The sequence below is a fragment of the Bacillus cereus group sp. MYBKT14-1 genome, assembly GCF_051915185.1.
GTDB classification, from domain to species: Bacteria; Bacillota; Bacilli; order Bacillales; family Bacillaceae_G; genus Bacillus_A; species Bacillus_A cereus.
Genome location: NZ_JBQAEF010000012.1, coordinates 65,236 through 91,591, shown reverse-complemented (window position 1 = coordinate 91,591; position 26,356 = coordinate 65,236). Strand labels below are relative to the sequence as shown.

Here is a 26,356-nt window from a genome sequence, read left to right as displayed (position 1 = left end):
ATGTAGGAATTTTTTTGTGCATTAGTACAGAATCTGTTTTAAAATTAAGTTATGACAGAATTGTAGCAATTGTCTAACTAATATTCTTGTCTTTTAAGTTGTTATGTTTGTAGTAGAAACTCGCACGCTGTCGAAACTCAATATTCGATAAGGGGTGTGTAGCGGAATGGAATTTACTCTAACTCGCGAAAAACAAATGATTAAAGAAATGGTACGTGACTTTGCTGAAAAGGAAATCGCACCGAAAGCTGTATATTATGACAAAACTGCAGAGTTTCCATATGAAACATTTCAAAAAATGGGCGAACTAGGATTATTAGGCATCCCATTCCCAGAAGAGTATGGAGGTTCAGGTGGCGATACGGTATCGTATGCGTTAGCAGTTGAAGAAATTGGTCGCGCTTGTGGTGGCACCGGTTTAAGCTATGCTGCAACAATTTCATTAGGTGCTTCTCCAATTTATTATTTCGGTACAGAAGAACAAAAACAAAAGTATTTAGTTCCGATGGCGTCAGGTAAAACATTAGGTGCCTTCGGATTAACGGAGCCGAATGCTGGATCAGATGCAGGTGGTACTCAAACGAAAGCGGTATTAGATGGTGATGAGTATGTAATCAGTGGTGAGAAGTGTTGGATTACAAACGCAGAGTATGCAAATACAATTATTGTAACCGCTGTCAACGGTATTGAAGAGAATGGTAGAAAACGTATTTCTGCATTTATCGTGCCTACTACGAGTGAAGGATTAACGATTTCAAGTCCTTACGATAAGATGGGTGTTCGCGCTTCTAATACTTGTGAAATCGTACTTGATGGCGTTCGTGTACCGAAAGAAAATATTCTTGGTGATGTAAATAAAGGCTTTAAACAATTTTTATATACACTTGATGGAGGGCGTATTTCAATCGCAGCATTGGCAGTTGGTATTGCGCAATCAGCCTTTGAACGTGCATTACAATATGCGAAAGAACGTCAACAATTTGGAAAGTCAATCTCTAATTTCCAAGCGATTCAATTTAAATTAGCTGATATGGCGACTGAAGTAGAGCTAGCACGCAATTTAGTACATAAAGCAGCTTGGTTAAAAGATAACGATAAACCTTTCGGCAAAGAAGCGGCAATGGCAAAACTATTTGCATCGGAAGCAGCAAGCCGTATTGCGAATCAAGCAGTACAGATTCATGGTGGATATGGTTATATGCGTGAATATGAAGTTGAACGACATATTCGTGATGCGAAACTATTAGAAATTGGTGAAGGAACTTCTGAAATTCAACGTCTCGTAATTGCTAGACATTTAGGATGTAGATAAAAGGGAGGAATCACTATGTTTCAAAAAATATTAATTGCGAATCGCGGGGAAATCGCTGTTCGTATTATGAAAACTTGTCAAAAACTTGGCATTCGCACTGTTGCTATTTATTCTGAAGCAGATGAAAATGCCCTTCATGTGAAAATGGCAAATGAAGCTTACTTAGTAGGTGGACCGCGTGTTCAAGAAAGCTATTTAAACCTTGAAAAAATTATTGAAATAGCTAAGAAGACAAATGCAGAAGCCATTCATCCGGGTTATGGTTTATTATCAGAGAATCCGTCTTTTCCGGTTCGCTGCAAAGAAGAAGGAATCGTATTTATCGGTCCTTCAGAAGAAATCATTACGAAGATGGGAAGTAAAATTGAATCACGTATCGCAATGCAAGCAGCAGATGTCCCAGTAGTCCCAGGTATTACTACAAATATTGAAACTGCTGAAGAAGCAATTGAAATTGCAAAACAAATTGGTTATCCATTAATGCTTAAGGCATCCGCAGGCGGCGGAGGCATTGGTATGCAGTTGATGGAAACTGAGCAAACGCTCACCAAAGCGTTTGAAAGTAATAAAACAAGAGCGCAAAACTTCTTCGGTAACGGGGAAATGTATTTAGAGCGATATATAGCAGATGCGCATCATATTGAAATTCAGCTTTTAGCAGATACACATGGTAACACAGTGTATTTATGGGAGCGTGAATGTTCGGTACAGCGCCGAAATCAAAAAGTAATCGAAGAAGCACCTTCACCATTTTTAGATGAAGGTACACGAAAGGCGATGGGAGAAGTTGCTGTACAAGCTGCCAAAGCACTTGGCTATACAAATGCAGGTACAGTTGAGTTTCTTGTAGATAATCAGAAAAATTTCTATTTCTTAGAAATGAATACGAGATTACAAGTGGAGCATCCAGTGACAGAAGAAATTACGGGATTAGACCTTGTAGAACAGCAACTCCTTATCGCAAGTGGAGAGAAACTATCATTTACTCAGGATGATGTAAAACGTAGTGGTCATGCCATTGAAGCTCGTATTTATGCAGAGGATCCGAAAACATTCTTCCCGTCACCTGGGAAAATTACAGATTTAACATTACCGTCAAATGTACGAATTGATCACTTCTTAGAAAATCATGTAACGATTACACCTTTCTATGATCCAATGATTGCGAAAGTCATTGCACATGGCGAGACTCGTGAAGAAGCAATTTCGAAATTACATGATGCTCTAGAAGAATTAAAAGTAGAAGGTATTAAAACGAACACGCCAATGCTACTGCAAGTTTTGGAAGACGAAGTGTTCAAAGCGGGTATTTATACAACGGGTTTTGTAACGAAACAACTCGTTAAAAAATAAGATCTAACAATATTAAGGGGGAAAAAATGATGACGAAAGTATACGCATCGATGGCAGGAAACGTTTGGAAGATTGTTGTAGGAGTAGGAGATACAGTAGAGGAAGAGCAGGATGTCGTCATTTTAGAATCTATGAAAATGGAAATTCCAATCATTTCAGAAGAAGCCGGCACAGTTATGAAAATTAATGTGCAAGAAGGCGATTTTGTAAATGAAGGAGATGTATTATTAGAAATTGAATAGGGAGATATAGGGGGAAGCGAATTGAAACTACCTAATTTTGCTGTCATTAAAGAAGTAGGACCACGTGATGGTTTACAAAATGAAAAAAAGATTGTTGGCACAAAAGATAAAGTAAAATGGATTCAACTACTTACAGAAGCAGGATTGTCGTATGTTGAAGTTTCCTCATTCGTTCACCCAAAATGGGTCCCAGCATTAGCGGATGCAAATGATGTGTTTTCTGAGCTGAAAAGGGATCCAAATGTTACATATGCTGCGCTTGTTCCGAACCAAAATGGTTTGGAACGAGCTTTTTTGCAAAATGTAGATGAGGTGAATGTTTTTTTATCATCAAGTGAATCTCATAATAAAAGTAATATTAATAAATCGATTAAAGAAGCGTTAGTTGTAATCAAAGATATAACAAAACAGGCATTATTCGAAGGGAAAAAGGTAAGAGGCTATGTTTCTACTGTATTTGGATGTCCTTATGAAGGGGATATAAGTGTCACAGCAGTTGACGAATTATGTAATCAACTATTTTCATACGGCATTTATGAAGTTTCTCTTGGGGATACAATCGGTGTAGCGAATCCATTACAAGTAGAACAAGTATTAGAACATCTATTAAAGAAGTATGATGCTTCGCAGTTTGCCATGCATTTTCATAATACGTATGGAATGGCTCTAGCAAATGTAGTTAAATCATTAGAATACGGTATTACAACATTTGATAGTTCTTGTGGTGGACTCGGGGGCTGCCCTTATGCACCAGGAGCATCAGGTAATGTTGCTACTGATGACCTAGTACATATGCTCCATAAATTAGGAGTTCAAACGAATATAGACGAAGAAAAGTTATTGCGAGCTAGTCAATTTATTCAAAGTAAGCTAAATATCCAATTACCGAGTCATGTGTATAGAGCGCTTCAACATAAAACGATAAGTAGGTGAGAAGATGCTACAATTACAAAACATTTCAGTTGATTATGTAACACCTCACGTTGTAAAGATTTCGTTATATCGTGAAAGACAAGTAAACTCATTATCTTTAGCGTTATTAGAAGAGTTACAAAACATATTAACTCAAATAAGTGAAGAGTCCAATACGCGTGTAGTTATTCTAACAGGTGCTGGTGAAAAAGCATTTTGTGCTGGTGCTGATTTAAAAGAACGTGCTGGTATGAATGAGGAACAAGTTCGCCATGCTGTTAGTATGATTCGCACGACTATGGAGATGGTTGAACAATTACCACAGCCAGTTATTGCTGCTATAAATGGAATCGCACTTGGTGGTGGTACGGAATTAAGTTTAGCTTGTGATTTTAGAATTGCTGCTGAATCTGCAAGTCTTGGTCTTACTGAAACGACACTTGCAATTATACCAGGAGCGGGTGGTACACAGCGCTTACCGAGATTAATTGGTGTTGGTAGAGCGAAAGAATTAATTTATACAGGTAGACGTATTTCAGCGCAAGAAGCAAAAGAATATGGTTTAGTAGAATTTGTTGTACCAGCTAATTTACTTGAAGAGAAAGCGATTGAAATAGCAGAGAAAATTGCTAGTAATGGACCTATTGCTGTTCGATTAGCAAAAGAGGCAATTTCAAATGGTATTCAAGTTGATTTACATACCGGATTACAAATGGAAAAACAAGCGTATGAAGGTGTAATCCATACGAAAGATAGATTAGAAGGATTACAAGCATTCAAGGAAAAACGCACACCAACGTATAAGGGGGAGTAAATATGTTAGATCAAAAACAACAATCTAATTCATTTGAAGAACGAGTTGAAACGATTAAACAAGGCGGCGCACCAAAGTATCATGAACAAAATAAAGCAAAAGGAAAATTATTTGTTCGAGATCGTTTAGCGCTTCTATTTGATAATGGCGAATATGTAGAAGATGCATTATTTGCTAACTGTGAACAAACAGGCTTACCTGCGGACGGCGTTGTAACGGCAACGGGTAAAATACATGGTCGTACTGCATGTGTAATGGCCAATGATTCTACTGTAAAAGCTGGATCATGGGGATCACGCACAGTTGAAAAGATTTTACGTATTCAAGAAACAGCTGAAAAACTACGTGTTCCGTTATTTTATTTAGTCGACTCTGCTGGAGCGCGCATTACAGATCAAGTAGAAATGTTCCCAGGGCGCCGTGGTGCAGGAAGAATCTTCTATAATCAAGTGAAATTATCAGGTAAAGTTCCTCAAGTATGCTTATTATTTGGACCTTCTGCAGCTGGTGGTGCCTATATTCCAGCCTTTTGCGACGTTGTAATGATGGTAGAAGGAAATGCATCTATGTATTTAGGATCTCCTCGTATGGCTGAGATGGTTATCGGTGAGAAGGTAACTTTAGAAGAGATGGGCGGAGCTCGTATGCATTGCTCTGTATCAGGATGCGGAGATGTTTTATGCAAGACAGAAGAAGATGCGATTACACAAGCAAGACAATACATTTCATATTTTCCAAATAACTACTTAGAAAAGACTCCATTGGTTACACCTCAAGAACCGAAACAATTCGATAAAACGTTAGAACAAATCATTCCAGAAAATCAAAATGCTCCTTTCAATATGAAAGATCTCATTAATAGAGTTATTGATGAAGGTTCCTTCTATGAAGTGAAAAAATTATTTGCTCAAGAGCTAATTACAGGCTTAGCACGTATTGATGGTAAGCCTGTTGGTATTATTGCAAATCAGCCGCGTATGAAGGGCGGCGTATTATTCCATGATTCAGCTGATAAAGCTGCTAAGTTTATTAATTTATGTGATGCATATCATATTCCATTATTATTCCTTGCGGATGTACCAGGATTTATGATTGGAACAAAAGTAGAGCGTGCTGGTATTATTCGCCATGGTGCAAAAATGATTTCTGCAATGAGTGAAGCAACTGTACCGAAGATTTCTATCGTTGTTCGTAAAGCATATGGTGCTGGTTTATATGCGATGGCAGGTCCAGCATTTGAACCAGATTGTTGCCTGGCATTACCGACAGCCTCTATTGCGGTAATGGGTCCAGAAGCTGCGGTTAATGCTGTATATGCAAATAAAATTGCAGCTTTACCAGAAGAAGAGCGTGCTAGCTTCATTGCTGAAAAACGTGAAGAGTATAAGAAAGATATTGATATTTATCATTTAGCATCAGAGATGGTGATTGATGGTATTGTTCATCCAAACAATTTACGTGAAGAATTAAAAGGACGTTTCGAAATGTATATGAGTAAATATCAAGTATTCACGGATCGTAAACATCCTGTATATCCAGTTTAAAAGCCCTATTTAGGGCTTTCTTGCTCAAAAAGTTAAGGAGGGGAAAACATTGAAACAAGCAGTTTGGTTTCCAACAGAAGAGTACAAGGAAAAAACACGTTTATATGGTTGGATGAAATCATTGGGATATGAAGATTATGAAACTTTTTATAATAAATCTATCGAGGAAACAGCTTGGTTTTGGGGAGAGGCAGAAAAGGCAGTAGGCTATCAATGGATGAAACCTTATACAGACGTGTTAGATTTAGAAAATGGTACACCGTTTGCACAGTGGTATAATGGCGGAACATGTAACGTTGTAGAATCAGCTTTATCCCGCTGGCTTGCGGATGAAGAGACGAGAATACAGCCAGCACTTCAGTACGAAGGGGAAAATGGAACTTCAAAATCATTTACATATGAAGAGCTTGACAACTGGGTAAGTCGTGTTGCAAATGGTTTGAAACACGCGGGTATTGAGAAAGGTGACCGTGTAACAATTTATATGCCGATGATTCCAGAAACAGTTGTTGCGATGCTAGCTGTAATGAAAATCGGAGCAATTATTTCACCAATATTCTCAGGCTTTGCGTCTGATGCAGTCATGACACGTGTGCAAGCGGCAGGTTCAAAAATGATTATTACCGCAGATGGATTTTCACGCCGCGGTAAAATTGTTTCTTTAAAAGATGAAGTAGATAAAGCTTGTGAGTATTGCCCAACTGTTGAAAAAGTTGTTATCGTTCGTCATGCAGGAAATGATTTTACACCACATAACTATGATTTTTCGTGGAGTACGCTAGAAAAAGAAAAACCATTCATACATGCCGAGGAAATGCAAAGTGATGATCCATTAATGCTCATTTATACATCAGGAACGACTGGTAAGCCGAAAGGAACAGTACACACGCATGCAGGATTTCCTTTGAAAGCAGCTTTTGATGCAGGATTTGGAATGAATATTAAACAAGGTGATCGTGTATTATGGGTAACTGATATGGGCTGGATGATGGGGCCGTTTCTATTATTCGGTTCACTCATTAATGGAGCAACGATGGTTATGTACGAAGGTGTTCCAGACTTCCCAGAAGCAGACCGGTTATGGGAGACAGTTGATAAATATGAGATTACTCATCTAGGTATTTCGCCAACGTTAATCCGAGCATTGATGGCAAAAGGTGATGAGTATGTCAATAAACATTCTTTAAAGAGTTTGGAAGTATTCGCATCAACAGGAGAACCTTGGAATCCTGATCCATGGATGTGGCTGTTTGAAACAGTTGGAAAAGGAAATGTCCCAATCTGTAACTACTCAGGTGGAACTGAAATCTCTGGTGGGATTTTCGGTAATGTTCTTATTAAGCCAATAGCACCGATTAGTTTTAACGCATCTTTACCAGGAATGGCAGCTGTCGTACTGGATGATCAAGGTAAACCAATTCGAGATGAAGTCGGAGAATTATGCTTAGAGAAACCTTGGGTAGGTATGACGAAAAGCTTCTGGGAAGATGATGAACGTTACGTAAACACATATTGGTCGCGTTTTGAAAATAAATGGGTCCACGGTGACTGGGTCATTTACGATGGTGAACAATATATCATCACAGGGCGTTCAGACGATACGTTAAATATTGCAGGTAAACGTATTGGACCTGCTGAATATGAATCTATTCTTGTGAAACATAACGATGTAATCGAAGCTGCTGTAATTGGTGTACCTGACGAAGTAAAAGGTGAAGTTTGTCATTGTTTTGTAGTGTTAAGAGATCATGTAACATTCACAGGAGAATTAAAGAAAGAATTAATGAGTTTAGTAAACTCTCATATTGGAAAAGCGTTGTGTCCTAAAGACATCCACGTTGTAGAAGATTTACCGAAAACACGTAATTCTAAAGTAATGCGCCGTGTTATTAAAGCAGCTTACTTAGGAAAAGAATTAGGTGATTTATCATCGCTTGTAAATCCTGAAGTAGTTCCGTTTATTCAGGGGTTACAGTCTAGTAAATTATAAAGTTAGAAAGGATCTCTATATAAATAGAGATCCTTTTTTTTATGTTTATAAAAAGAAAAGAAGTGAATTTGATGAAGAAGAAAAATTTTACTATTAGTGTTAAGTATGTTTTTTAGTTTTAATCAAAATACGATATTATGGAATGTCTATTCAATGTAGAAATACTAATTTACAACAACAAGGTGATGACAAAGCGTGACTGCTTATATGTCTGTTTAAACCTTTACGTGTTAATATATAAAAAGCTGACTATAAGCAGTCAGCTTTTTATATATTACATTCTAGTATTTGCCGGGCAGTAATGCCCCCATCTAAAAATTCAGCAAAAGCAAGGAAGTAGGTGAGGGATCAACTTTCCGGAAAAGCCCGATTGGTTCCAAAAGACATATTCTTTCCTTTACGTTGACATTAAAAATATTACCAATTTTTTCTTTTACAATGGCAACAAATAAAGAAACATTTACAACGACACTTATTTCGTTTAGAACTCCAATCATCATCACGATGACACTTTTCTTTAGATTTCCACCAATCATCATTACAATGTTTTTCCTGAGAACTCCAATCGTCATCACAATGACACTTTTCTTTAGATTTCCACCAATCATCATTACAATGCTTTTTCTGAGAACTCCAATTATCATCACAATGGTGCTTTTCTTTAGATTTCCACCAATCATCACAACAATGCTTTTTCTGAGAACTCCAGCAATCATTTTTCCAGGACATTTATTTCTACCTCCTTTCAATAGTGTTCATATTATTCTATGTTTTAATAAAAAAATGGCTTGTTTATTAACCTACTATTTTATCTTTATATGATAGAGTGTCTTCTACTCGATATAGAATTCATACAAACTATGCTAATTTTTAAGAGAAAGTGGAGAGAACTACTACTAGTTATGGTATTTTTCAATAAACACTTGTTGAAGAAAATGTTCTGATTACAAATAATATCTTATTTTCGAGTACGCTTTTTAAATGTATATTTCACAATGAAAAATGGGAAATCCACAAATAAAGTCTATGTATATGTGAGTTAATGGGGAAATCTAGTGTGTTTTTAAGGGGCGTCTTATTTAAAAGAAAAAAGGTTTGTTTTAGAAAGTGGTGTCTAAACATTAAATGGAGTAGGACTAAATTCACGGCCGCTCATTAAAAAGCTTTTAATTAGGAGAAGTCTGTTTTTATAATGAATAATGAAAAGAAAGTTTGGTACAATTGTTTGTTTTTTTCTTTTTATGTGTTTGCCTCGTACCCTTTTAAGCTAGTGGACATACTTTACTAATAGAAAGGATTAGGGGGTGAGGTATTGGGTTCTCGATTTAATAATTGTAAAAAGAAGTGTACATGTAAACAAGATGATTGTTGGGAAGTATTCGAAGAGTGTAAAAAAGAACAGCATGAGAAATGTGATAATTCTTGTGTACAAGGAATTAGAGATGAACTTAAGAAATTAATTAATCGAACAGTTCAAATTAATACAGAGGGACGTACTTATGTAGGTACTGTTTCGTCTGTAAGTTGTGATGTAGTTAGGCTTGCGGCTATTCCTGGATCGGTTGGAGTAATTATTTCCATTTGCAAAATTGAAGCAATTTTCCCACCGGTTACAACGGTTACTGCTGACTTTGATTTTAATGGTATTGATGTAGCAAACAAAGCATAATTATGCTGCTTTTTTGTAAAGCCATTCACATGAATGGCTTTATTTTAATTTTATATAAAAGGAGAATATATTCTTTATATAGAAATAAGTTTGAGGTTATAAAGCATGATGTACGAAAGGAGCAAGGAAGTGATTAAACTAGAAAGTTTTAAGAAATCTGATTTTAAACAATTAATAAATTGGATTAATTCCGAAGAATTTCTAATACAATGGTCAGGAAATGCATTCACATTCCCTTTAGACGAACAGCAATTAGAGAAGTATATAGAAAGTGCAAATACACTCGCTTTCAAAGTGGTAGATGAAGAGACTTCAGACGTTATTGGTCATATTTCGCTTGGGCAAATAGATAATATTAATAAGTCCGCTAGAATTGGAAAAGTATTAGTTGGTAATACGAAGATGAGAGGACGTTCTATAGGAAAACATATGATGAAAGCAGTACTTCATATTGCTTTTGACGAATTAAAACTACATAGAGTAACTCTTGGTGTGTATGATTTTAATACATCGGCCATTTCATGTTACGAAAAAATAGGGTTTGTAAAAGAAGGCTTATTAAGAGAGTCAAAAAGCGTAGGAGAAACGTATTGGAATTTATGGGAAATGAGTATGTTAGAATATGAATGGAAGAAGTAGCAACAATAGTAATTTATAATTATATTATGTTAACAAAGGGGCTTGGTGGGTATAGTGGATAATAAAACAAAAATAATTTCAATTGCAGCTGTTTCGGGGGGAGGTAAAACTACAATTACAGAAAGATTAAAGCATAAGTTTAAAAACTCAAAAGCTCTATATTTTGATAGTTATACATTTGATAACTCTCCTGCTGATATTTGTAAATGGATTGATGATGGGGCGAATTACGACGAGTGGGTATTAACACCATTAATTCATGATATTGAGCAACTTATACAAAATAATACCTTAGACTATATTATTGTAGATTATCCTTTTGCATACTTAAATAGTGAGATGCGAAAATTCATTGATGTAACTATATTTATTGATACGCCTTTAGATATTGCGATGGCTAGAAGGATTTTGCGAGATTTTAAGGAAGGTACAATAGATGAAATACATAATGATTTGGAACATTACATGACATATGCGAGAAAAGCTTATTTAGAGGCAATTCATACTGTTAAGCCGAATTCAGATATCATATTGGATGGTTCTTTATCTGTAAGTGAAATAATTAATCACGCTGTAGAGGAACTTGGCCGAAGAGAAGTGATTGTCAATGGTTAAATGTATAGAGGAATATATACAAGTTGCTGATTTTAAAATGTATACGAAAATATTCCAAGGAAAGAAGAAGCAGCCTGTTATTATATTGGAATCAGGCTATGGTGATTATTCGAAGGCATGGAATCAAACTGCTGAAGAACTGACGGAATATGGTACGGTACTTACATACGATCGGGCTGGATTAGGCAAAAGCGGGAAGAGTTCCAAGAAACGTATTAGTTCTGAAATGGTAAAAGATTTGAGAACATGCTTAAATCTTTTACAACTGAAGCCACCTTATATTTTTGTAGGACATTCTTTTGGTGGTATAAATGCACGTTTATTTACTGATTTTTATCCTGAAGATATGTTGGGAATAGTTTTGGTTGATTCGACACCAGAAAATTATAAAGAAGCATTTTTGCCAATCATGTCTCCAGAATTTCAAGAAGCTTACTATAAACAATTTGTACATGAAAGTTCTTATGAAGAGTTTATGTTTAGTCTGGGTGAAGCAGATAAATATTGTCAGTCGACGAGAGATATTCCACTCGTCGTGTTAGCTGCTGGTAAAAAAGCTTTTTATTCGCAAGATGCACAAATAAAATGGTTACAATTGCAAGAAGAATTATTAAGATTATCAAACAAAAATAAACTAATAATTGCAGAACAAAGTGGTCATTATATTCAAAAAGATGAACCACATTATATAACAGATGCTGTTAGGTGGATAATTGAAGTAAGGGAGAGAGAAATGTGTACACTTTATTTCAATATAATTGGCAAGTAAGAGATGATTGGTTTAAGTGGTGTGAACAACTTTGAGAGGAAGATTTACTTTGCAAACTGGGGGTATGTTAGAAACATGATTTCAAGTATAGTTGGATTAGTGCTCTTCAAGGAGAAGAAGATAGCGAACCGCAATTTAAAGATTATCAATCGATTCAAAAAGTGAAAGCGTTATCTGATTTATATAAACGAGAACTTGAAGTTTTTTTTGCAGTCATGATCATCTAGCCTAGAATGCTAGCACACTTAAAATAAGCCGTATAAAAAGTTAATCATTGGTGCTTTGATTATATAACGTCTGCGAAATAAATAGTGTGAAGGACAGCTATTCTAACAAGTATTTTATGTAACGTTCGTATATTTAAATTTTTTTGTAATTAATCGAATTCTAATTTTTTAGAAACGGATAATGAGGTATGGGTGGTGCTCTTTTTATTGAATAAAATGAGTTTATTTTTCGGAATTTCCTTACAATATAAAAATTAAAATTTTATTTGTTGTTAAGAAAATATATGAGGAAAATAAAAAAAGAGGGCTAATGCCCTCTTTTTCTTTTAATTTGGTAATTAATCACAGATTGGTATCCCAAGCACTCTTAGAGCTAATGCTACTTGAAGGGAAATCTCTAATCTAGCAATTTCAATACCAGCTACTGAAAGAACTAAAAAAGGTTGTCCGTTTACAAATACAACGCAACTATCCATAGTTAAGCCTCCTTTCTAGTAATCTACTATAGTATATGAGTAGAACTTTAAAGTGTAATAGTTCAATTGTTGGATTTAATAGAATTAATAGATTAACCCATTTAAACTAAACAAACGAACACAACGAAAGGAAACAGAGATGGATGTATGCCTCAAAAAACATAGGTTTTAAGACATGTAATGGGATATGAAATTTATCATATTGGTCAGCTATCTATATGGGCGAGAGAGTTAAACTTGCAACCAGTTTCAGCAAATTTGCTTGGAAGAGGATGATAGAATTAAAAACCGACTTGCATCTCAAGCGCAAGTCGGTTTTATATATATAAGAAGATTTCTTAATTGAAATCCTCGGATTTTTTCTGACGTATATGTAAAAACATTAAGGTGGTAATGATTAAAAAAATCATTATAGTTTGTATAATTAAATTTTTAAACTGAAGCAATATTGTCCAAGATGTAAGGGCGTCTTTAAAAGCTTGGAGTGCAGAGTACGAGGAAGGATCAAAACCATACTGGAGCAACTTTTTTGTTTCAATAAATGAAATGTTTTCTTCATCTGCATCTAATATTACTGAAATTAGTCTAGTATCTCCAAGTTTTGCTGTACTGACAAAACTATAATTACCGTTAGTTGAAAAACTAGTTTGTAAGCCATCAACACCTTGAAGTTTAATGTTTTCATTAAGGGAATATATCATTTTATTCGTATTGAAAACCTGGGAATCTTTGAAGGTAAATTGGTAAGAGGTTAGTTTCGTAATATTCAATACATCTGGAAAATCTTTTACTAATCGTGCTGCTAGTTTAGCTGCGTCTATCGCTGTTGTAGTTGATTGTTTATTTGTATTATTATTAATTCCAGTAGAGTTTAGAAATGGAGATGGTTGTAATAACTTTAGTTCTTTTGCTTTTTTATTCATTAATACTGTAAAGTTATCTTCATTTCCAGCAATGTGTTCTGCTAGGGCGAGTACAGAACGATTATTCCCTGCCAGTAGCAATGCATGAAGTAAATCACGAACCGTTGTTTTATCATTCGATGTTACTTGTATAGGGCTTGTTTCTACTCGGAAAACTTCGTTACTTATTTGTACTAAGTCATCTAACTGTATTTTTCTATCATTTAGTTGCTCCAATACGATATATTCTGTCATTAATTTAGATAAAGCAGCTGATTGTACTGGAGTTTCTTCATTTTTTTTATAAACAATTTCACCTGAATTAGCATTTATTAAAATAGCTGATTTAGCTTGAATAATCGGACCATTTACATAAAGATAAAAATATAAAACGATAAGTGCAGTAATAAAAAAAGATAATAATAAAATAGCGAATTTCTTTAAGAATTGCATAAGCGATCCTCCTATTATGACATCAATAATAGTATTGTAAAAAGGAATGCTTAATTAGGAAGAAAGAAAAGGTAAAGAATTTCTAAAGAATTATAAAGGATTATTAAATTTAGGGTAATTATGGAAAAAGTTCAATTTCTTATATGGTAAGAAATTGAACTTTTTATTTGTAATATTAACATTTGTATGGGAGTAGTTTTACAGTGAATGTTGTTTTTTCGTCATCACTATATACTTCAATTGTTCCTTTATGCAATTCGACTATACTTTTTGCAATTGCTAATCCAAGTCCAGATCCACCAGTGTTTGTAGAGCGAGATTTCTCAACGCGATAAAAACGTTCAAAAATATGAGGTAAATCCGTACTAGGAATAGGTTGTCCGTAATTTGTTATATCAATTGTAATCATATTATTGCTTTCATAAGCAGTAAGGTCAATATAGCGACCTTCGCTTCCATAAGCGATAGCGTTTATAATAAGATTTTCAAACACACGCACTAATTTGTCACCATCAGCTAATACCATGAGCTTTTGAGACGGGAAAGAAGGCCGACATTCTATATTAGCTTCTTGAAATTGTATACGGAATTGAACAGTTAATTGTCCAAGTAACTCTACAATATCAATAGGAACAGAATACAAGCTTAATTCTTTATTTTGAACACGTGTATATTCGAACAAGTCATTCATTAATGCATTAAGACGAGTTACCTTATCGTAAATGACTTGAATATAGTATCGCAATTCCACTTCATCTCTATAATTATCATGATGGATTAAATTTACGTATCCAACTATAGAGGTAAGGGGAGTGCGTAAGTCATGTGATACATTTGTAATAAGTTCACTTTTTGCTTGTTCAGCTTGTCTTTCTTCATCAATTGAGACTTTTAATTGTTCAACAATTTCATTGACCCCGATTGCTAATTCTTCTAGATAATTATGATTTACAATAGAAACTTTATGATTGAAGTTTCCATTTGCAATATAACGAATTTCTTCTATCATTTTTTTTATACAAGTTTCATAATAAAGTTTTTTCTCGTGACGATAAAAAATGTAAAGATAGGATGAAAAAATAGAAAATAAAAACAAATAAGATACAATCATCATCCATAAAGACTCTTTAATCCCTTTATACTTTTCATAACCAAAAATTCGAATGAATTCTTTACCGAGTTCGGTTAGAGTAAGTGAACTTTCAATTACACTCGTAACGAGGCGATAAATAATTAATTCAGTAATAGGAGTGAGTGTGATAGCTAATAAAAGCCAAAAAATAAGTTTCCATTTAGGAATATCTTTTAATATATCAAATGCTTCATTTCTCAATTTTATAGCCAACTCCCCAAACAGTATGAATAAATTTTTCTCCATTTATTACTGTTTCAAGTTTATCTCGTAAGTTGCTAATATGGACCATTACCGTCTTATTTGAACCATAACCATCTTCATTCCAAACGCGTTCGAAAATTTCTTCTGAACTAAATACTCTTCCTGTATTACTCGCAAGTAAATATAAAATATCGAATTCAATAGAGGTTAGTTTAATGTACTCTCCATTTACTTTAACTGTATGATTATGTTTGTGTATTTCAACAGAGCGAATACGAATAATACCATCTTCATTCTTTTGCGAAGTAGCATTTTGGAAAGAGGATCTTCGTAATAAAGCTTTCACTCTAGCTACTAATTCTAATGGATTGAATGGTTTGATCATATAATCATCGGCACCTGTCATAAGGCCTAATATTTTATCCATATCTTCTGCTTTTGCACTAAGCATTAGAATTGGTACAGTATTATTTTCACGCACTTCCTGACAAACTTCTAATCCGTTTCGTTTTGGCATCATAATATCCAAAATCATAAGGTCAACTTCATATGTAGAAACCTTTTGCAATGCTTCATCGCCATCATAAGCTTTATAAATGTTATAGCCTTCATTTCGCAAATAAACAGCAAGTAATTCAACAATTTCTTTATCATCATCAATAATTAATATATTTTTATTCATTGTGTAGTTCCTTTCCTTACAAATCATCAACATTACTATAATATCAAACATTTATGTACTTGTAGCGATGATTATGTATAAAATTTCATGTAACGTATTAAAAAGGAGTAAAAAGATTAATAACGAATATAAAATAACAAGGATATTTAGATTCTACATTATAATGAAAGTTAGTTATAAGGGGGATTTTCTATGTTATGTAATGATATATATTCATTTACTCCAACTGGAAAAATAGACAATGATATTAAAGCTTTTCTACTAAAATATAATAAAGAGTTTACATATAAACATTCAATTCGTGTGGCAAATGAGGCAAAAAAGATTGCAGAAAAGTTTCACGTAGATAAAGAAAAAGCAGCAATTGCAGGATATTTACATGATATTAGTGGCATTTTTCCAAACGAGGAGCGGATTGCAGTTGCTGAAGAATTTGGTGTAGAAATAGTGGAAGCGGAAAGAAAGTTTCCTATGATTATTCATCAAAAATTATCGAGGGTAATCGCAAAAGAAATATTTAAAGTCGAAGATGAAGAGATTTTAAATGCAATTTGTTGCCATACAACGTTGCGTAAACATGCAACGAAGATGGATTTAGTATTATTTGTTGCAGATAAAATAGAATGGGATCAAAAAGGGACACCACCATATTTAATAGAAATAAAAAAAGAATTGGGAAAATCTTTGGAAAAAGCAGCTTTTGTATATATTTCATATTTGTGGGAAAGGAAAGATACATTGAAAGTTATACATCCGTGGCTAGAAGAAGCATATTGGGATTTAAAAAGAATTGTACAGTAGAAAGGACAAGGAAATGCAATTAAAAGAATATATGAATCAAACATTTCCAGGAGTTACATTAGGACCCTACTTATATTCTCAGTGGGAAAATCATTTACATTTTGATTTCGGAAAAGATAAATATCAAATTGTAGAAGGAACCGACGATTTAAATATGGAATACTTTTCTCAACTTTGAAGACATATTTTCAAAAGAAGATGTAGTGTTTGTAGTGACAAATGTTTATAGATTTAAAAAGGAAAACATAAAAACTTCACAGAAAATAAATATATACAATAAATATATTAAGAAAAGAGATTTAAGATTTCATATAAGATAAGAAACGTTACCGTTTTTATTTGAAGATGAAGAAGCAGATTTATCCCGCTATTTGCCGGGCAGTAAGACCCCCCACTGATTAAAGTTTCACTTTATATTGTACATATCAATTTTCTTTTAAATGTCTTGCGGAAGATATTAAATATGAACCGCTGATACAAGCTGCTAATCATGAGGATTTTTCTGATCTGTATCTTCGATTTGGACGAAAAAAAGAAATCTCTTATCCAGATGTATTTCTCATAAATGCAAAGAAAGATATTGTCATGTTTATGTATGATGATAGAGGATGTGAAGTAATTGCGAAGAATAAAGAAATAATACGAGATTCATATAAGAAATACAAAGAATGGATTCCAGATTATGAACGAGAAAGTATAGATAACTTATTTAAATGACAATAGGGGAAGTGAAGCGTGTAATGAAACGTATTGCAATTGTATCTGCATGGGAACCAGAACTGACGTATTTGCATCAACATTATCCGAGTGAACGTGTTGAAAAAAGAGCAGCTTGGGAATTTCATTTTCATACTATTAATGAGCTGGAAATTATATCAGTTGTTACTGGTGTCGGTAAAGTAAGCTGCGCTAGTTGTGTACAATTGTTAATTAGTGAGTTTCAGCCAGATGAGTTGTTTATGACAGGAATATGCGGAAGTTTATCAAACAAGGTGAAAAACGGTCATATTGTAGTGGCACTAAACGCAATACAACACGATGTTACTGCAGCTGGCTCAGGGGAAGATGTTTTTAATTTATATAACGGTAGAACAGCACCTATTGAAACAACAAAATCACTTGTAAGAAGAATAAAAAAAATACGATCATATGATCCAATACATTTCGGTACATTTTTATCCGGAGATCAACGTATTCGTAGTTCAGAAATGAGATATTTACTCCATACCGTATATGGAGCATTGGCAGTTGATCAAGAAGTAGCAGCTTTCGCCTATGTGTGTCAAATAAATAAAAAACCATTTCTCTGTTTAAAAGCTGCTTCAGATCAAGCAAATGATAAAACGAAAGAAGAACAAAAAATCTTTAAAATGCTAGCATGCGAAAGAGCATGTGAGCATTTAATTGCTTTTTTACGTGTTTATGAGATTAATGTAGTAAATAATAGATAGTTAGAGGGTTTTAACATAAGTAATTGGAGGCATAATTATATTATGATTCAATATAAAAGGTGTAGTGATGTAAATATTGATTTAGTATATGAAGCTTTTAAAGTTGGATTTTCAGATTACATTATTAAAATGGAAGTTTCAAAAGGGGATTTTATACAACGTTTTTTGGGACCAGAAGGTAATTTGCTAGAACATTCTTTTCTTGCTTTAGAAGAAGGCAAACCTGTTGGCGTAATACTAGGTGGTATAAAGGATTATGAAAGTATTAAGACTATGCGCTGTGGAACATTAGCGGTTCATCCTAATTACCGCGGTATTGGTGTGAGTCAAAAATTATTTGAACTGCATAAAGAAGAGGCGATTCAACATGGATGTAAGCAACTTTTTCTCGAAGTCATTGTAGGAAATGACCGAGCGATTCATTTTTATAATAAGTTGGGCTATGAAAAAGTGTACGATCTTTCTTATTATAATTTAAATGATTTGACTAAAATAATGAATAAAGATTGTAAGGATATTGAAGTAAAACAATTAGAATTTCCAACTTTTAAAGATGAAATTCAGAAATGGTTAAACTTCCATATAAATTGGCAAAATGATATTGATTATATCAAAAAAACAAATCATGTATTTTATGGTGCATATGTCGATAATGACTTAAAAGGCTCTCTATGTGTAAATAAACAAGGTAAAATTAGTTTTATTTTCGTAGACAAAGATTATAGAAATATTGGTGTTGGGATGAAATTATTACAAGTAGCAAGAGAAGAATTAAATTTATCAAGTTTATCAATTGGGTTTCCTAACAATAATTTACTGGAAGGTTTTCTTAAGAAATGTGGATTTGAAAAGAATTCTTTAGCGCAATATGAAATGTATTTATTACTCTAAGAGCGGAAAGATTTATTCTTTTCGCTTTTTATTTTGCTGTTATGTTGGTAAATGCTCCGCAACTATAATTTATAATGAGAGGGATTTTGTTTATCCTTAAGTTATTTTTTAAATTGTCAATTTCATGCTAATAATTTTCTTTGTATAATATTCTAATTTTATGTAGAATAGATACGATGGGAGGGGATGAAATGAATAATGGATTAAAGTTTAAGATTTTTGAATTGCATTGTCTCGTTCAAAAGACTTATTCTGATATTAAAATAGCGTGTGATATTGCTATTTATCAAGAAAACACTTCTAAATATTTAATTTCATTAGGATTTTTAAATAAATCATATATGACTTATATAGAAGCAAAAAGATTCTATCGCGAAAATGAAGAGCTTGTAAGTGTAGAATTTGATAATTTCTTTGATATGTATGATAAATTAGAAAACGAATTAAAACAAGTTATTTCAACTGAAGATAAAAATCCTTCATTGTTACATAGCAGACTTGATCAGTTTCAGCAGAAAGTTGAAAATATAAATGACTTAATAAAAGTATTGCAAAATGCTCGTTAATGAATGCTTTTTTCTGTTCGTATAGAAATTATGTATTAAAAACATTTTAGGGATATTACATATTGAAGAGGTGGCTTTTGTAGATTACAAAAGTCATCTTTTTATGTTAGGAATAGATTGTATACATTTTAGCAGTTTCATATAAATAATAGAAATTTATACGAGGTAAATATCATGGGAAATAAAAAAGAAATAGCTATAGTTGCATTAACAACAGGATTCGTTTTAACAAGTGTAACACCATATGGAGTAGGGCATGCAGAGGAACCTGGTCAAATGCAAGTTGAAATTCAAGAGGATTCGTTCCGTACAGGTGATCTGACACAACCATCAAAAAAGGCACCAGAGAATGTAGTGAAAGATGCACTTAAGGAAAATACGGAGCATGCTTTGTCTCCAAAACAAGTTAGTGCAGAAACAGGAGTAGATTACAAGGTTCTTCAAAAACGTGGTTCTTATGATGGAACTACACTTGTGCGCATGCAACAAATATATGAAGGAAAAGAAGTATATGGCCACCAGTTGACTGCTCACGTAGATAAAAAAGGTATTATTAAAAGCATTTCAGGAGCTAGCGCACAAAATTTAACACAAGAAGATTTAAAGAAACCTATTAATTTATCAAAAGAAGAAGCAAAACAATATATTTATAAAAAGTACGGAAACGATACTAAATTTATTTCTGAGCCAGAAGTTAAGGCAGTTATTTTTGTTGATGAAAATCATGGGCAGGCTAGCAATGCATATCAAGTTACATTTGCTGCTACAACACCAAATTATGTATCTGGAACCTATTTAGTGAATGCTCATAATGGTGAAATGTTAAAAGATATGGTACAAGAATCAAGTTTGAAAATAAGTGAAGAGTATGTTGAATCCGTTAAGGAAAATAAAACTAGCAATTTTACATCATTAACTGGAACAGGAAAAGATGATTTAGGCGTAACTCGTACATTTGGTATTTCTAAACAGACCAGTGGGAATTATGCGCTTGCTGATTACACAAGAGGACAAGGAATTGAGACATATGATGTAAATTATAGAGATATTACAAATGAAGAAAGTTATTATCCTGGTATACTAGCAACTAGTGTTTCAACAACATTTAATGATCCAAAGGCGGTAAGCGCTCATTTCTTAGCAACAAAGGTATACGATTTTTATAAAGAAAAATATAAGCGTAATAGTTTTGATAATAAAGGAAAAAAAGTAGTTTCAGTTGTACATGCATGGGATTCTGGAGGAACAAATGATCCTGAAAATTGGGAGAATGCATTTAGTACTAATATTAATAACATTAGTATGCTTTTATATGGAGATCCCATGGTAAAAGCGTTCGATATAGCCGGTCATGAATTTACACATGCAGTTACATCAAGTGAATCTAACCTTGAATTTTCAGGAGAATCTGGGGCAATTAACGAGGCATTATCGGATATTATGGGAACGGCTATAGAGAAATACATAAATAATGAGGAATTTAACTGGACAATAGGAGAACAAACTGGATCGATTTTTCGTAATATGAAAAATCCAACTGCAATTAATTTTTCAGAAGGACTACCGTATCCGGATGATTATAGTAAATATAATGATTTAAATGGAGAGGATTATGGAGGCGTTCATTTTAACTCAAGTATTATTAATAAAGTTGCGTATTTAATGGCACAAGGTGGTACTCATAACGGTGTAAATGTAAATGGTATTGGTGAAGATAGAATGTTTGATATTTTCTATTATGCAAATACTGATGAATTAAATATGACTTCTAATTTCTCTGAATTGAAATTGGCATGCCTTAAAGTGGCAACTAATAAATATGGAGCGAACTCAATTGAAGTTCAAGCAGTCCAAAATGCTTTTGATGCGGCAAAAATTACAGGAACGGTGAAAGAGAACGAAAAAACAGCAGAAAACCAAGCTCCAGAGTTAACTGTACCGTTTACGATTACACTACGTGTAGGTGATACGTTTGATCCAATGAGAAATGTAAAAGCTGTTGATAAAGAAGATGGTGATTTAACAAATAAAGTAAAGCATAAAGGCGATGTAGATACTTCAAAACCAGGTACATACATTGTGGAATACTTGGTCGTTGATTCCCAAGGGAGAAATACAACGGCTAGACAGACTGTAATTGTAGAGGGAAATGGAGAAACATCAGATTTAGAACCTAAATTAATAGTGCCTGTTGGAGCGACAATTCATGTTGGAGATTCATTTGTTCCAATGGCAGAAGTATTAGCTATCGATAAAGAAGACGGTGATCTCACTTCTAAAATCAAAGTTGATGGTGAAGTAGATACAACTAAAGCCGGTACTTACGTATTAACGTACACGGTTACAGATTCTAAAGGTCATGAAGTAACGGCGAAGCAAACTGTAACGGTCAAAGTTAGAGAAGAAGTAAAAAATGATAAACCAATACTAAAAGTACCTGCTACAACTTCAATTACTGAGGGTGATCAATTTGATCCATTGGTAGGGGTATCAGCTACTGATAAAGAGGACGGTGACCTTATTTCTAAAGTAGCGTATGAAGGAACTATAGATACAACTAAAGCTGGTACTTATGAAATAATATATAGTGTTAGAGATTCCGTGGGTAATGAGGTAAATGCAATACAAAAAGTATTAGTGAAAGATAAAGAAACTAGCAAAGCTAATGGCCTTGCTAATAAGGAAAATAAGAGTAATATCTCAAACAACAGTAATAGCGATAAAAAAGAATATACATATAAGGAGCTTCCAAAGACGGGTGTAAGTACAACTAACAGTGCAGCAATCGGCATATTGATGATTATTACAGGCACAGTACTCACTTTTGTTCGCAAATTTAGAAAGATACAAAAATAATAGTAGGGATCATTCGTTTGAAGAAAAGAGTTCATTATTCAAAAGAAATAAAGTAGAAAGTAAGTAAAACAAAATATGGATTTTTTACTTAATAAGATTTTAGTAGTTAAGCGGTGCATTTGGCTTCTATAAAAATTTGTAGTTGGATCATGTTCTGTCTACAAAATTACATTACATAAAAAACACGTTACTATTCTCATTAAAATAAAAGAATAGTAACGTGTTTTTTGGTTTGGAAAAGCATAAATCCTATAGTTCATGAATCTGGGAGTGCTTCTAATCTGCCATTGATGAGTTACTGAAAACATTTTGTTTTAATGGAAGTTTCACTCTAAATGACAACATGAGATTTTCGATATTTACCAGGTGTTTCATTGGTGAATTTTTTAAAAATTTTAGTGAAATAACTTTGATCGCTAAAATTAAGCGAAGCGCATATGTCTGATAAAGGATAGGTGGTGAAAGTTAATAATTTCTTTGCTTCTTCGATTCGTTCACGTTGAATGTACTCAATTAATGAAATACCGACTTCTTTTTTTAATAATATAGATAAATAATCTGAATTCACATTTGCAAATTTAGCAAGTTGTTTAACAGATATTGGATTGTAAATATTTTTAAAAATGTAGTTTTTGCAAATAGCAATAGTCTGTGAATGTTGCTGTGTTTTTTGTGCCTTTACACGGTCTGCAAAGGTACAAAAAGCATTTTTTAATAAATCCCAAACAGATTCTTTGTCTTTTAAATCTTCTGTTCTTTGAATATATAAATCATAAATTTTGTAAGCAATCCCAGATGGAAGTCCCCCTTTTATCGCATATCTAGTAGCGAGCGTGATGGATGAAATACAAATGTTTTTATGACGTCTTAATTGATGGAATGAAGATAAAGATGAAAGAGTCTCTTGTTGGAATTCGTAATAATATTTGAGTACGGTTTCTTTATCCCCGTGTTCTATAGAACTAAGTAGTTGCTGCTCTATATATAAATTATGATAAATGGATTCGTCTTTTTGCATTGAAATATATACATCTTCGTTTAAGATGCTGCTATGACTTATATGAAGTGAGTCACTGTTATTTGAAAAGGTGCTTACATCTGAATTTTTTTTATAGAGAATGTTATAGAACAATATCGCTATATTTACAAAGAAATTTTGATCTTTGACTGACAATGAAAAATAATGGTCTCTTGTTCTTTTATAATTTGGAATAAAATTAAGGTTACTATCCGCTTTACTTGTAGAAGAATTCACATGTGTCAAGGGCCCAATAATAAGAGTACCGTTCACCATATAATCGCTCTTTATGTGAATTAAAATAAAGTGCCCTAGATATTCGTGAGTTCTGAAGATGGGGGAATTATATGTATCATTTCTCTGAAAAAGCATATGTAACTCTTCTATTTTTGATGTATATAACGAATGTGAATCATTTTTTGATTTAAATTCTAAAAGAATATTTTTGTTACAATCTAAAAAACAAACTGGAATTTCGAAAGATTGAAAAAACATATTGCAAATGTACTCTATCTCAACTAGACTGAGTTTTTTAGTCATATTCTTCCTCCTTACAGTTATGCGTAATAGTTAAATAAACATATATTCCTTTTTCATAAGTAGATACGGAAAACCTTTATCAATAAAAAATATAAATAAAAGTTATAAACTTCTAAGAATAATACCATAATTTAACATGAATAGCACATATTATTTGAATATACAGGTAATAGTTTTGGACAGTAACGTAAAATATGAATCGTCACACTTATTTGTTGGTTATTACTTATATGTATTAAAAAATGATTAAGATTGGATTTTAAATAGGGATAGGAAGTGAGAAATGAATAGATTGACAGTAAGTGAATAGTCGAAATTAGCGGTGAAAGCTATTATGTAACAAATGTAATGATTCTTGAAATAGGGATATACGTGTAATTTAGGGGAGAAAATTACATATATCATGTGGAGAGACAACGTAATAATAGAAGATAAGAAAAGTGAATAAGTGATTGTAAACAATGGATTGTTGGACGACTATGTTTTATGTTATTCGTTTAAATCTGATACTTGGCACACTATTGCTTTTAAGAAGGTAATAGTAATAAAGAGATTTTTAAAATGATAGAAGTAGTAAAGGGGATAAGAGAAATGAAAAAAATATTTAGTGTGCTTTTATTGTTTTTCTTAACATTTTCTACATGGTCTAGTGTATTAGTAAAGGCGGATTCACCATCTAAAGGTACTTTAACGATTCATAAGTATGAACAAGAAAAAGATGGAGCACAGGGACTAGAAGGTGACGGTTCTGCAAATCAAGAGGTGCCAAAAGATGCGAAACCATTAAAGGGTGTAACGTTTGAAGTAAAAAGGGTTGCTTCTTTTGAAAAAATTTCAAACGATGGGAAAATCGTAAAAGAAGACGTGAAACCTGTATTGGGAGCCACTCCAAATCAAGTAGTAACAGATGATAACGGACAAGCTGTATTAAAAGATCTTCCGCTAGGACGTTATGAGGTGAAAGAAGTGGCAGGACCTCCACATGTGAATCTAAATCCCAATACGTATACAGTGGATATTCCATTAACGAATAAAGAGGGTAAGGTGCTAAACTATGATGTTCACATGTATCCAAAAAATGAGATTAAACGTGGTGCAGTGGATTTAATAAAAACTGGTTTAAATGAAAAAGCATTAGCAGGTGCAGTATTCTCTTTATTTAAAAAAGACGGTACAGAAGTGAAAAAAGAGTTAGCAACAGATGCTAATGGTCATATTCGCGTGCAAGGATTGGTGTATGGAGAATACTATTTCCAAGAAACAAAAGCTCCGAAAGGCTATGTAATAGATCCAACTAAACGTGAGTTTTTTGTTAAGAACTCCGGAACAATTAATGAAGATGGAACTATTACTTCTGGTACAGTAGTTAAATTAGAAGTGAAAAACTATGAAGAACCAATAATTGATAAAAAGATTAACGGAAAATTGGAAGCGTTACCAATCAATCCGTTAACTAATTATAATTATGATATTAAAATATTAATTCCAGAAGACATTAAGGAATACAAAAAATATGTGGTAACAGATACTTTGGATAATCGTTTAGTGATTCAAGGAAAGCCAATCGTGAAAATTGATGGAGCAGAAGTAAATGCAAGCATTGTAGAGGTAGCTATAGAAGGTCAAAAAGTAACAGCTACAGTAAAAGATTTCACAAAATTAGATGGTAAAAAAGAATTTCATTTGCAAATTAAATCTCAAGTAAAAGAAGGAGTACCATCTGGTTCGGAAATTTTAAATACAGCAAAAATACATTTTACAAATAAAAATGATGTAATTGGAGAAAAGGAATCTAAACCCGTAGTTGTTATTCCGACAACTGGAATAATTGAGTTAACAAAAATTGATGGTGCTAATAAGAATAAATTAAAAGGTGCAGAGTTTGTACTTAAAGATAATAATGGAAAAATAGTTGTCGTAGCAGGAAAAGAAGTAACAGGTGTATCAGATGAAAATGGTGTTATTAAATGGTCTAACATTCCATATGGAGACTATCAAATTTTTGAAACGAAAGCACCAATATATACAAAAGAAGATGGTACAAAAGCATCTTATCAATTATTAAAAGAACCCATTGATGTAAAGATTAGTGAAAATAATCAAACGGTTAAATTGACGATTGAAAATAATAAAAGTGGATGGATTCTTCCGGTAACGGGTGGTATAGGAACGACTCTTTTTACTGTAATAGGCCTTACTTTAATGCTTACAGCGGCATTTGTTTTCTTTAGAAAAAAGTTTGCTAGAAATTAAGATTTTAGGAACATGTAACCATATGAAAAGGGGAGAAGCAAAATG

Annotated in this window: 23 protein-coding genes and 3 pseudogenes; 20 read left to right on the top strand and 6 right to left on the bottom strand. The window is 33.3% G+C overall.

The window, feature by feature from the left end:
* Window positions 1-166: 166 nt before the first annotated feature.
* Genes ACTFO4_RS23620 through ACTFO4_RS23590 form a run of 7 tightly spaced genes read left to right on the top strand, consistent with a single transcriptional unit; the run spans window position 167 to window position 8,167 of the window.
* A complete protein-coding gene (locus ACTFO4_RS23620) occupies window positions 167-1,312 on the top strand; it encodes an acyl-CoA dehydrogenase (RefSeq protein ID WP_000397279.1) in 1,146 nt (381 codons plus the stop codon).
* A gap of 15 nt (window positions 1,313-1,327) precedes the next feature.
* Window positions 1,328-2,665 carry an acetyl-CoA carboxylase biotin carboxylase subunit gene (locus tag ACTFO4_RS23615; RefSeq protein ID WP_000486749.1) on the top strand — a complete coding sequence of 446 codons (1,338 nt, stop codon included), beginning with the start codon at window positions 1,328-1,330 and terminating at the stop codon, window positions 2,663-2,665.
* A gap of 26 nt (window positions 2,666-2,691) precedes the next feature.
* Window positions 2,692-2,907 (top strand): acetyl-CoA carboxylase biotin carboxyl carrier protein subunit, encoded by a 216-nt coding sequence (locus tag ACTFO4_RS23610; protein WP_001987345.1) that lies wholly within the window; start codon window positions 2,692-2,694, stop codon window positions 2,905-2,907.
* Window positions 2,908-2,928: 21 nt separating this feature from the next.
* Window positions 2,929-3,840 (top strand): hydroxymethylglutaryl-CoA lyase, encoded by a 912-nt coding sequence (gene mvaB, locus ACTFO4_RS23605; RefSeq protein WP_440013731.1) that lies wholly within the window; start codon window positions 2,929-2,931, stop codon window positions 3,838-3,840.
* A gap of 4 nt (window positions 3,841-3,844) precedes the next feature.
* Window positions 3,845-4,633 carry an enoyl-CoA hydratase gene (locus ACTFO4_RS23600; protein ID WP_440013732.1) on the top strand — a complete coding sequence of 263 codons (789 nt, stop codon included), beginning with the start codon at window positions 3,845-3,847 and terminating at the stop codon, window positions 4,631-4,633.
* A 2-nt stretch (window positions 4,634-4,635) separates the two neighbouring features.
* Window positions 4,636-6,177 (top strand): acyl-CoA carboxylase subunit beta, encoded by a 1,542-nt coding sequence (locus ACTFO4_RS23595; protein WP_000886744.1) that lies wholly within the window; start codon window positions 4,636-4,638, stop codon window positions 6,175-6,177.
* A gap of 49 nt (window positions 6,178-6,226) precedes the next feature.
* The gene (locus tag ACTFO4_RS23590; RefSeq protein WP_440013734.1) at window positions 6,227-8,167 is read left to right on the top strand and encodes an AMP-binding protein; all 1,941 of its coding nucleotides are present in this window, start codon (window positions 6,227-6,229) and stop codon (window positions 8,165-8,167) included.
* A gap of 311 nt (window positions 8,168-8,478) precedes the next feature.
* Here ACTFO4_RS23590 and ACTFO4_RS23585 read toward each other — a convergent pair whose 3' ends face one another.
* The gene (locus ACTFO4_RS23585) at window positions 8,479-8,916 is read right to left on the bottom strand and encodes a hypothetical protein (RefSeq protein WP_440013735.1); all 438 of its coding nucleotides are present in this window, start codon (window positions 8,914-8,916) and stop codon (window positions 8,479-8,481) included.
* Between the two features lie 563 nt (window positions 8,917-9,479).
* Here ACTFO4_RS23585 and ACTFO4_RS23580 point away from each other — a divergent pair.
* From ACTFO4_RS23580 to ACTFO4_RS23560, 5 genes and pseudogenes are all read left to right on the top strand, one after another.
* Window positions 9,480-9,836, top strand: coding sequence for a hypothetical protein (locus ACTFO4_RS23580; protein WP_000535577.1), 357 nt, complete (start codon window positions 9,480-9,482; stop codon window positions 9,834-9,836).
* Window positions 9,837-9,941: 105 nt separating this feature from the next.
* Window positions 9,942-10,475: a GNAT family N-acetyltransferase gene (locus ACTFO4_RS23575; RefSeq protein WP_142391023.1), complete on the top strand. Its 534-nt coding sequence runs from the start codon at window positions 9,942-9,944 to the stop codon at window positions 10,473-10,475.
* Window positions 10,476-10,520: 45 nt separating this feature from the next.
* Window positions 10,521-11,090, top strand: coding sequence for an AAA family ATPase (locus ACTFO4_RS23570; RefSeq protein WP_000513268.1), 570 nt, complete (start codon window positions 10,521-10,523; stop codon window positions 11,088-11,090).
* Window positions 11,083-11,859, top strand: coding sequence for an alpha/beta fold hydrolase (locus ACTFO4_RS23565; protein ID WP_000237651.1), 777 nt, complete (start codon window positions 11,083-11,085; stop codon window positions 11,857-11,859). The genes ACTFO4_RS23570 and ACTFO4_RS23565 overlap by 8 nt, the downstream gene beginning before the upstream one ends.
* Window positions 11,826-12,074: pseudogene (locus ACTFO4_RS23560) on the top strand (DinB family protein); the annotation flags it as partial. The gene ACTFO4_RS23565 and the pseudogene ACTFO4_RS23560, both read left to right, overlap by 34 nt.
* 350 nt (window positions 12,075-12,424) lie before the next feature.
* Here the strand turns inward: ACTFO4_RS23560 and ACTFO4_RS23555 are convergent.
* The gene (locus tag ACTFO4_RS23555) at window positions 12,425-12,562 is read right to left on the bottom strand and encodes a DUF3956 domain-containing protein (protein WP_000376554.1); all 138 of its coding nucleotides are present in this window, start codon (window positions 12,560-12,562) and stop codon (window positions 12,425-12,427) included.
* Window positions 12,563-12,727: 165 nt separating this feature from the next.
* On the opposite strand from ACTFO4_RS23555, the pseudogene ACTFO4_RS23550 reads away from it, so the two are divergent.
* A pseudogene (locus ACTFO4_RS23550) lies at window positions 12,728-12,838 on the top strand (DinB family protein); the annotation flags it as partial.
* 62 nt (window positions 12,839-12,900) lie between these two features.
* Here the strand turns inward: ACTFO4_RS23550 and ACTFO4_RS23545 are convergent.
* The 3 genes from ACTFO4_RS23545 to ACTFO4_RS23535 all read right to left on the bottom strand — a co-directional run bounded on the left by ACTFO4_RS23545 (window position 12,901) and on the right by ACTFO4_RS23535 (window position 15,935).
* Entirely contained in the window at window positions 12,901-13,917 is a 1,017-nt protein-coding gene (locus tag ACTFO4_RS23545; protein ID WP_103622067.1) for a D-alanyl-D-alanine carboxypeptidase family protein, read from the bottom strand.
* Between the two features lie 175 nt (window positions 13,918-14,092).
* The gene (locus ACTFO4_RS23540) at window positions 14,093-15,250 is read right to left on the bottom strand and encodes a sensor histidine kinase (protein WP_001243307.1); all 1,158 of its coding nucleotides are present in this window, start codon (window positions 15,248-15,250) and stop codon (window positions 14,093-14,095) included.
* Entirely contained in the window at window positions 15,240-15,935 is a 696-nt protein-coding gene (locus tag ACTFO4_RS23535; protein WP_001038807.1) for a response regulator transcription factor, read from the bottom strand. Before ACTFO4_RS23535 ends, ACTFO4_RS23540 begins: the two co-directional genes overlap by 11 nt.
* 192 nt (window positions 15,936-16,127) lie before the next feature.
* On the opposite strand from ACTFO4_RS23535, the gene yqeK reads away from it, so the two are divergent.
* The 6 genes and pseudogenes from yqeK to ACTFO4_RS23505 all read left to right on the top strand — a co-directional run bounded on the left by yqeK (window position 16,128) and on the right by ACTFO4_RS23505 (window position 22,500).
* Window positions 16,128-16,736, top strand: a complete 609-nt coding sequence (yqeK, locus tag ACTFO4_RS23530) for a bis(5'-nucleosyl)-tetraphosphatase (symmetrical) YqeK (RefSeq protein ID WP_000882441.1) — start codon at window positions 16,128-16,130, stop codon at window positions 16,734-16,736.
* Window positions 16,737-16,749: 13 nt separating this feature from the next.
* Window positions 16,750-17,453: pseudogene (locus ACTFO4_RS23525) on the top strand (DUF3885 domain-containing protein).
* A complete protein-coding gene (gene mtnN, locus ACTFO4_RS23520; protein ID WP_000151939.1) occupies window positions 17,450-18,187 on the top strand; it encodes a 5'-methylthioadenosine/S-adenosylhomocysteine nucleosidase in 738 nt (245 codons plus the stop codon). The pseudogene ACTFO4_RS23525 and the gene mtnN overlap by 4 nt, the downstream one beginning before the upstream one ends.
* A gap of 42 nt (window positions 18,188-18,229) precedes the next feature.
* Window positions 18,230-19,078 (top strand): GNAT family N-acetyltransferase, encoded by an 849-nt coding sequence (locus tag ACTFO4_RS23515; RefSeq protein WP_000617038.1) that lies wholly within the window; start codon window positions 18,230-18,232, stop codon window positions 19,076-19,078.
* A 191-nt stretch (window positions 19,079-19,269) separates the two neighbouring features.
* Entirely contained in the window at window positions 19,270-19,644 is a 375-nt protein-coding gene (locus tag ACTFO4_RS23510; protein ID WP_001059022.1) for a hypothetical protein, read from the top strand.
* A 174-nt stretch (window positions 19,645-19,818) separates the two neighbouring features.
* Window positions 19,819-22,500: a M4 family metallopeptidase gene (locus ACTFO4_RS23505; RefSeq protein WP_078421587.1), complete on the top strand. Its 2,682-nt coding sequence runs from the start codon at window positions 19,819-19,821 to the stop codon at window positions 22,498-22,500.
* 331 nt (window positions 22,501-22,831) lie between these two features.
* On the opposite strand, the gene ACTFO4_RS23500 is transcribed toward ACTFO4_RS23505, so the two are convergent.
* The gene (locus ACTFO4_RS23500; RefSeq protein ID WP_440013739.1) at window positions 22,832-24,058 is read right to left on the bottom strand and encodes a helix-turn-helix transcriptional regulator; all 1,227 of its coding nucleotides are present in this window, start codon (window positions 24,056-24,058) and stop codon (window positions 22,832-22,834) included.
* Between the two features lie 591 nt (window positions 24,059-24,649).
* Between ACTFO4_RS23500 and ACTFO4_RS23495 the strand changes: the two genes are divergently transcribed.
* Window positions 24,650-26,311, top strand: a complete 1,662-nt coding sequence (locus ACTFO4_RS23495; RefSeq protein WP_440013741.1) for a SpaA isopeptide-forming pilin-related protein — start codon at window positions 24,650-24,652, stop codon at window positions 26,309-26,311.
* Window positions 26,312-26,356 lie beyond the last annotated feature (45 nt).